A 7,994-nucleotide genomic window follows, 5' to 3' on the forward strand; every position below is an offset into this window, starting at 1 on the left:
CGCTGACGACGCTGCAGCCGCGTTCGATCGTGTCGGTCCCGACGATCCGGTCGACGCCCGCGTTCCGGAGCTTCGTCACGGCGTTGGCGGCGAGCATGGGGTGGACGCAGGCGGCGACGATGCGCTCCGCGCCGCGGTCGGTGAGTACCCCGACCGCCTCGCTCATCGTCGACCCGGTGGCGACGATGTCGTCGACGACGACGACGTCCCGTCCGGAGACGGTGGCGTCGGACGGGGAGACGTCGACGGCCCCGGTCTCGCGGTCACGGTGTTTCTCGAAGTAGTCGGTCTCGCCCGTACCGTAAGCGTCACGGACGGTTTCGGCGATCCCGATCGCCCCCTCGTCGGGCGCGAGGAACAGCGGGTCGGTGAGCGCCGACAGCGGGTCGGCGAGGACGCTCGCGGCGTCGACGATATCGACGGGCACGGAGTAGAAGTCGGTCACGGCGGTCTCGTGTGGGTTTACGAGCACGACGCGGTCGGTCCCCGTCGATATCGCGCGGGCCATCGCGCGCGCCGAGACGGGTTGGCCGTCCGCGAACGACTCGTCCTGTCTCGCGTATCCCATATAGGGGATCACGGTGGTGACGTGCGTCGCCCCGGCCTCACGGACGGCGTCCTGTAGCTGGAGCAGCTCGACCCACGCGCTGTCGGAATCGGTCGTCGCGACGACGGTCGCCTCGTCGCCGTCGAACGCCGGTACGGCGGCGATCGTCTCGCCGTCCGGGAACCGGTCGTACGTCGCCGTCGCCAGCGGCCGTCCCGTATCGTCGGCGAGCGCGGCCGCCAGCAGTTGGGAGCTCGACCCGGGTACGATCATGCGCGTTCTTTCCGGGGACACCCCTAAACCAGTTTCTGTACTCCGCCGCCACGGGGGTGGGTTCCGGGTGGCTCGCGAGACCCGTATCGTCGACTGGGGGGTTCCCGCCCTCGATCCGCCGGTTCACCCACTGGCCGCGGTAGAATCACACACACGACGACGACAAAGTCGGATATTTACGCTCGGGGCGGGAACAACGCCGTAATGAGCGAAACCGGAGACCGAGTCGGTCTCCCCTGCCCGTCCTGTTCGCCGGGCGGGGAGACCGTCCACGAAGTACTGAAACCCGGCGGCCAAGCGACCGTTCGGTGTACCGACTGCGACCACACACACAAAACCGAGATCCCGGAGCCGGAGACACGGCCGATCACGATCGTCGTCTCACAGGACGGGGAGTCCTTCTCGACGGAGATGGAGGTCCCAGCCGAGGGCGGCGTCGCGGTCGGCGAGGAGTTCGTCGTCGACACCGAGGACGCGCTGATGCAGGTCCGGATCACCGGTATCGAGCTCGGCCCGGAACACCGGGTCGAGGACGCCGCGATAACGAGCGTCGACACGCTGTGGACCCGTGCGATCGACAACGTCTCCGTGGACGTCACGCTCCATCCGAAGGACGGCGACGCCGACCGCACCCGGTCGGTTCGGATCAACGTCCCCGGCGACATGGAGTTCGTCGTCGGCGACACCGTCGAGTTCGGCGACGAGGAGTTCACGATCGAGGGGCTTCACGTCCGCGAGGACGCGCCGGAGTACCGCCACGAGAAGCTCGACCACGACGGCGACATGGTGTACGCGAAGGACCTCAAGCGGGTGTACGGCCGCGACGAGAGTCTCACCGCGTGGTCGGCCTGGTAAGCGACGCACCGTAGGTAGGGAGGCAGTGCTCTCCCGTGACCCTCCTCCGGCCGACTCAGTGATCCTCCTCCGGTCGGTCGGCGGGTCGGCGTCGGTCGGTCTCTCGTTCAATCCACGCCCGCGGCTCACGAACGTTTATGACCCGAGGCTGAGAATGGCCGAATATGGCGAAAGGCCTTGACGTCGGTACGATGAACATTCTCTCGGGCCGCCAGGAGGGTTCCGAGACGGTGTTCGTACAGCAGCGCAACTCGTTCGTCGAGATCGAGTACAGCGATATGGCCGAGCAGATGCTCTCCCGCAGTGAGGTTCTCCACATCCGCAAAGACGACAAGGTGTACGTCGTCGGCGACGACGCGTTGAACTTCGCGAACATCTTCAACAAGGAAACTCGGCGGCCGATGCAACACGGGATCCTCTCCAGCGACGAGTCCTCCGCGATCCCGATGATCAAGCTCATCACGGAACAGGTCGTCGGCGAACCCGCCCGTCCGAACGAGCGGCTGTTCTACTCCAGCCCCGCGGACCCGATCGACTCGCCGTTGACGACGCTGTACCACGAGAAGACGCTCGAATCGATGCTCGGCGACATGGGGTACGACCCCGAGCCGATCAACGAGGGGATGGCCGTCATCTACTCCGAGCTCGCGGACAACAACTTCACCGGGCTCGGGATCAGCTTCGGCGCGGGGATGACGAACGTCTGTCTCGCCTACTACGCGGTGCCCGTGATGAAGTTCTCCATCGCCCGCGGTGGCGACTGGGTCGACGAGCAGACCGCCCAGGCGACGGGGACGCCCGTCGACAAGGTGACGAGCATCAAGGAGGACGACTTCGAGCTCGACTTCCGCACTGACGTCGGCGGCGTCGAGGGCGCGCTCGCCATCTACTACGAGAACCTGCTGGACTACGTCATCGAGAACATCTCCCGTGAGGTCGACGAGGAAGACGTCGAGGAGGGCCTCGACGTGCCCGTCGTCGTCACCGGCGGCACGTCCAGCCCGAACGGCTTCGAGGACCTGTTCGCGGACCACCTCGCGGACGCGAACATCCCCTTCTCGATCAGCGGCGTGCACTCGCCCGACGAGCCGATGTACAGCGTCGCCAGCGGCGCGCTCGTCGCGGCCCGCTCCGAGGAGGGCGCGGACGCCGACGCCGGGTCGGCGGACGCCGGTGCCGAGGCTCCCGAACCCGAGTCCGAGGACTGAACTCCCGCGCGGTTCCGCTCCGGTTTTTAAATATACGCCACGCTCCCAGCGACTGAGCACCCGATCCCGGTCCTAAGAGCTTCGAGCCTCTACCGACTCGTATGTCTCCCGCCGGCGACGACGCTCGTCGACTCCGGGTTGACCTCGACATCGACCCGCCCGACACGTGGGACTGTCCGATGGTCACCGAGACGGACCGTGCCACGGACGTGCGGATCAACGCGGTGGGCGACGAGTGTACGGTCGATCTTCACTCCGACGACGGCGAGGGGCTGATCCGGGCGGACGGCGAGGTCACCGAGGACTGTCTCTGCCACGTCTTCGGCGAGTTCGGCTGTGTTCCCCACGTTCGGGGCGTCGATGACGGGACCCTGCTCGTGACGACGTACGTCGCCGACCGCGAGCTCGTTCGTGACGTCGTCGAGGCGTTACAGGAAACCCTCGGGCGGGTCCGACTGGTTCGGCTGGCGGTCGTGGAGGGGCCCGACGCGACCGAACAGGTGACGTTCGACCTCTCGTCGCTCACGCCGAAACAGCGGGAAGGGCTCGAACTCGCGGTCGTCAACGGGTACTTCGACGACGACGCCGACGTTTCCCTCGGCGAGCTCGCCGACGAGCTCGACATCAGTAAGTCCGCGCTCTCACAGCGGCTCCGGACGGCACAGGCGAAACTGGTGACGGACGTGTTCGACGAGGCGGACCGCTGATCGGGTGGGTCAGTCGGCCTCAGAGCCGACGCCGCTCCCAGTCGGTATCCGACCCATCGCTTCGCGCCCCGCGCGCTCGGCGTCCGTGAGGTAACACTTCGGGTCCGGCGCGAACGGGTCGTCGTGTGCGGCGAGCGCTCGGAGCCGCGACCCGCCACGGCAGACGTCCTGATACGCGCAGTCGGCACACCGTCCCGTGAGACGCTCTTCCCGGTTCCGGAGCGCCGCGAGCAGGGGGTTCGACTCGTCGTCCCAGATCGCGCCGAACGGGCGGTCCCGGACGTTCCCGAGCGCGTACCCCTGCCAGAACTGCGTGAGGTGGACGTTGCCGACCGGGTCGACGTCGGCGACCCGCTCGCCGGTCGGGTCACCGCCGTTGTTCTCGAGGTACCGCCGGATCAGGCGGGCGCGGTCGGTTCCCAGCTCCCGGTCGGCGTACTCGACGAGATACCCAGCGTCGGCGTAGTTGCCGACGAGCAGCGTCTCGATCTCCTCGCCGGCCGCGTGGTACTCCCGGGTGAGGTCACACAAGTCGGTGACGGCCTCGCGGGTCGCCTCGGGCGAGAGGTCGACGTCGGCGATCTCCGCGCCGCGGCCGCCGTAGTCGAGGTGGTAGAAACAGAAACGGTCGACGCCGACATCGGCGAGGAGGTCGACGACGCCCGCCAAGTCCTCGACGTTGTGGTCGGTGATCGTGTACCGGAGTCCGGTTTTGAGCCCGACGTCGAGACACGCCTCGATCCCGCGGACCGCGGCGTCGAACGCACCCTCTTGACCGCGGATCCGGTCGTTGCGTTCCGGGAGCCCGTCCACGGAGACGCCGGCATACTTGAGCCCCGCCTCCTTCAGCTCCCGAGCCCGCTCGCGCGTCAGGAGGGTGCCGTTCGTCGAGAGCACCGGGCGGATCCCGCTGTCGGCGGCGTACGAGACGAGTTCGGACAGGTCCTCGCGGACCATCGGTTCGCCGCCGGAGAACAACAGGACAGGGGCCCCGTAGTCGGCGAGGTCGTCGATCAGCGCCTTTCCCTCGGCGGTGGACAGCTCGTTCGGCGCGCCCGCCGCGTTGGCGGCGGCGTAACAGTGCTCACAGTAGAGGTTACACCGTTTCGTCGTGTTCCAAACGACGACCGGCCGGCGCTGGCGCTCCTCAGTGATCTGCGGTTTCGTCGAGTCGTCGGCGGCGTCGTACCGGAGCCCGTCGCTCTCGGCGTCGAGCCCGCAGAGGAGCTTGCTGACGGAGATCATCGACGGTCGGCCTCCGACCCGTCGGTATCGGGGTTTCCGTCCGTCTCGTCGTCGGTCGCTCCGTTCCCGCCCGTTCCCTCATCGCTCGTGCCGCTGTCGCCTGCCCCGTTCTCACGCGGTGCGCCGCCGCAGGCGACCGTCGGGGTCCCCTCCGTCTCCTCGTACACGCGCGGTTCCGTCGGATCGTCGCCGGCGGAGTCGTCGCCGGAAGGGTCGTCGTCGTTGGAGTCCGCGGCTTCGGGGCCGAACTCGTCCTCGTTCGCGAGTGACGACGCGGAGTATCGATGCGTCTCCTCGGCCGGACAGATCCAGACGTCGCGGGCGTACCACGCGAACAGCTTGCTTGCCTCCTCGTGGGCCACGTCGGGTGTCGGCGCGGCGACCGTCCCGACGTGACGAAGCGGGTCGGACTCCGCTTCGCGGACGAACACCTCGAACCGGCGGCCGTCCGCGGATCGGGGGCCACCCTCCGTCGCGGTTCGCTCCGTCGTTTCGACCATAGTCACGGTAGCACCCCCTCCTGAAACGGGGTTTCGCACGTTCTCACGATCGGGAAATGCGGGCTGTGTCTTGAACCAACATAAACAATTATTATGAATGCCCACATCGGGGTGAACGTGCCCCCCGTAGTACACGACTGAAGCCAGCACAGGACCGACGACCGGATCGAACCCCCGCCCGGAACCGGGGACCTCGGCCTCGGCCTCGGCCGATCGATCGAAACCGAACCCCCCGAGCCCCGCGAAGCGTACGGAGCGCGGCGAAGGCGACTCAGACGACCATGCCGGCCGCAACGATAGCGATGGCAGCCACGGTGGCGACGCATCGCACGACCTTCCCACCGCGGCGGAGGCGGTCGCGCGGTGCGCTACCGTGTTCGACCCCGGAGCGACCGACCGGGTCCCGAACGGGACCGACCGATGGAACGCGTACGCGGGATCGAGCCACGACGCCGGAGACTGACGCCGCGGCCGGTGTTTTTAGGTGTTGAAACGCGTATCCACCAACGGCCGATGACGATCTACCGCTCCGAGCTGCCTCGGCACCAGCGGTGACGAGCCCTATGAGTACCGAGGCCATCGGTTTCACACTCGTACTAGTCTCAACGAAGGTATCAGTTCGGTCACGATAGCGCACGAGTCGTCCGAGTCGAGGGGAACTGTCGTCTTGAGGCGGCTTCCCGGCCGACCAGTGTCGAGTTGCTTCGACCGGACACGACCTGTTACAGTCGGCTGGTGTAGGATCAGTGCCCTTCCCAGCTACAGTCGAGCCGTATACAGGAGTAACAGTACGGAGACGACACAGACGAAGAGGATCCATCCGACGATAACGATCCCGACCCGTCGCATATCGAGCTCCTCCCCGCTGAGCATCTTCCCGATTTCCATGCGCGGAGTCACGACGACGCAGTTTATAAACTCCCCGTTCCGTCGGATTCACGCCATCGGCCCGTCACGGCGGTCGGGATGGTCCCGCACGAACTCGACGAGCCGGTCGGCGTACGCGTCGAACGGTGGAACCGCGAGCGCCCCCGTGCAGTCGTCGAGCGCCCGACGTGTTCGGGGACACCGGTATCGGGTCGGGTGATCCAGGTAGTCCAAGGTCGCTGGGTCGACGCTGACGCCGGCCCGGGAGAGCAGTCGACAGCCGGCCCGTGCGACCCGTTTCGTCGTCGGGACGCGGACCGTTCGGCGACGGTCGGCCGCCGTCGCCAGCGTCTCCACGAACGCCGTGACTCGGAGGGGATCCGGGTCACACAGCTGGTACGTCTCGCCGACCGACGCCTCCCGCTCGCTCAATGCGGCGATCGCGTCGACGACGAAATTCCGAGGCACCACATTGAGTTCCGACCTCGAGGCTCCCGGTACGGTGAACGTGACCGCGAGCGGACGCGGCTGCGCGAGGAGGAGTCGAAGCAAGTTGTACGGGCCGTCGAACTTGTCGGTCTCGCCCGTCCGGCTGTCGCCGACGACGATCGAGGGACGATAGACCGTCGCCGGGAACCCGGCCTCCATTCGGTCGCGGACCGCCACCTCCGCGCGGTGTTTCGTCGCCTCGTAGTGGTTGGTGAACGGGCCGTGATCACGGAGGTCGGCTTCGGTGAACGTCCCCTCGTACCGACCGCTGACGTAGCAGGTGCTGACGTAGTGGAACCGGTCGACGCCGAGCCGCTCCGCCGCGTCGAGCACGTGTTCCGTGCCGCGAACGTTCACGGCCTCCGCGAGCGCCCGATCGACGCCGAGGTCGTACACGGCCGCGAGGTGATACACCTCCCGGACGGTCGCGAGCGACCCGTTCTCGCCGAGCGCTCCGCCGAGGCCCAGGCCCGGTTCGGTGATGTCGCCGGTGAACAGGTGGACTGCAGCGTGCTCCCCGTCCGGGTCCGTTCGTCCGCCGTCGGCGTTTCCCCGCCAGTCGTCGCTGTCGGCGTTTCCCCGCCAGTCGTCGGTGCCCCCGACCCGCGAGACGATCGACTCGGCGCGCTCGCGAGCGGCGTCGAGGTACTTCGGTTGGACGAGGCAGGCGACGGGACCGTCGCCGCGGGCGAGCACTCGTTCGAGCAGCGCGGACCCGAGGAACCCCGGAAAGCCGGTGAACAGGACCGCCGGTGCGGTCTCGCTGTCGGCCGTCAGGGACCTATCGGCGTCGCCGACGACGGGGATCGAGTCGCGGGTGAGCGGGAACGTCACGGGATGCCCGTCGATCGGTCCGCTGCGACCTCAACGTTTCCCTCGAACCGACACTGGAACCGATGGGTCGGCTCGACCCGCGCAGTGCGAAGAGGTTTGTCGTCGGAGCCGAAATCGGACCGCGTATGGCCCGAGGGGAGGAGCTCGCACGGACCGCCGCGGCGCTCGACGGCTCCGTCGTCGTCTGTGGGACCGGCGCGTACGCGGACGCCCTCGCGTCGCGTCGGTTCCCGGGAGCTCGGGTGACGACGGTCGAAAACGTGCTCGGCGGGACGCCCGGCTCGAACTCGGACCCCGCTGACCCGGATCCCCCGAACTCGGACCCGGACCCCGCTGACCCGGATCCCTCGAACTCGGACCCCGCCGACCTCGGGTCCTTGGACCCGGATCCTGCCGATCCCCCGGCTGTCGCGGCCGTCGTGGTCGCCGTCGATGCCGACCGGGCGTCGGAGAGCCGCGAACCGTTGCG

The 7,994-nt window shown here is 67.8% G+C and carries 8 protein-coding genes and 1 pseudogene; 4 read left to right on the forward strand and 5 right to left on the reverse strand.

Going from position 1 to position 7,994, the window contains the following annotated elements:
- Nucleotides 1-820 (reverse strand): ribose-phosphate diphosphokinase (gene prs / locus ACFQEU_RS08190; RefSeq protein WP_379781053.1); only part of this gene is annotated, 820 nt, incomplete at its 3' end.
- A gap of 204 nt (nucleotides 821-1,024) precedes the next feature.
- Between prs and ACFQEU_RS08195 the strand changes: the two genes are divergently transcribed.
- The 3 genes from ACFQEU_RS08195 to ACFQEU_RS08205 all read left to right on the forward strand — a co-directional run bounded on the left by ACFQEU_RS08195 (nucleotide 1,025) and on the right by ACFQEU_RS08205 (nucleotide 3,590).
- Nucleotides 1,025-1,675, forward strand: coding sequence for an HVO_0476 family zinc finger protein (locus tag ACFQEU_RS08195; protein ID WP_379781055.1), 651 nt, complete (start codon nucleotides 1,025-1,027; stop codon nucleotides 1,673-1,675).
- A 164-nt stretch (nucleotides 1,676-1,839) separates the two neighbouring features.
- A complete protein-coding gene (locus ACFQEU_RS08200; RefSeq protein ID WP_379781057.1) occupies nucleotides 1,840-2,883 on the forward strand; it encodes a disk-shape morphogenesis protein volactin in 1,044 nt (347 codons plus the stop codon).
- A 101-nt stretch (nucleotides 2,884-2,984) separates the two neighbouring features.
- Nucleotides 2,985-3,590, forward strand: a complete 606-nt coding sequence (locus ACFQEU_RS08205) for a helix-turn-helix domain-containing protein (RefSeq protein WP_379781059.1) — start codon at nucleotides 2,985-2,987, stop codon at nucleotides 3,588-3,590.
- Between the two features lie 9 nt (nucleotides 3,591-3,599).
- On the opposite strand, the gene ACFQEU_RS08210 is transcribed toward ACFQEU_RS08205, so the two are convergent.
- The 4 genes from ACFQEU_RS08210 to ACFQEU_RS08225 form a co-directional block, all read right to left on the reverse strand.
- Nucleotides 3,600-4,835 (reverse strand): TIGR04347 family pseudo-SAM/SPASM protein, encoded by a 1,236-nt coding sequence (locus ACFQEU_RS08210; RefSeq protein WP_379781061.1) that lies wholly within the window; start codon nucleotides 4,833-4,835, stop codon nucleotides 3,600-3,602.
- Nucleotides 4,832-5,335: an Htur_1727 family rSAM-partnered candidate RiPP gene (locus ACFQEU_RS08215; protein WP_379781063.1), complete on the reverse strand. Its 504-nt coding sequence runs from the start codon at nucleotides 5,333-5,335 to the stop codon at nucleotides 4,832-4,834. Before ACFQEU_RS08215 ends, ACFQEU_RS08210 begins: the two co-directional genes overlap by 4 nt.
- Before the next feature lie 759 nt (nucleotides 5,336-6,094).
- A complete protein-coding gene (locus ACFQEU_RS08220; RefSeq protein ID WP_379781065.1) occupies nucleotides 6,095-6,223 on the reverse strand; it encodes a hypothetical protein in 129 nt (42 codons plus the stop codon).
- A gap of 48 nt (nucleotides 6,224-6,271) precedes the next feature.
- The gene (locus ACFQEU_RS08225; RefSeq protein WP_379781067.1) at nucleotides 6,272-7,468 is read right to left on the reverse strand and encodes an SDR family oxidoreductase; all 1,197 of its coding nucleotides are present in this window, start codon (nucleotides 7,466-7,468) and stop codon (nucleotides 6,272-6,274) included.
- Nucleotides 7,469-7,650: 182 nt separating this feature from the next.
- Here ACFQEU_RS08225 and ACFQEU_RS08230 point away from each other — a divergent pair.
- Nucleotides 7,651-7,994, forward strand: a pseudogene (locus ACFQEU_RS08230) (hypothetical protein); the annotation flags it as partial.

It is taken from the genome of Halorubrum tibetense, from assembly GCF_042661865.1.
Lineage (GTDB): Archaea > Halobacteriota > Halobacteria > Halobacteriales > Haloferacaceae > Halorubrum > Halorubrum tibetense.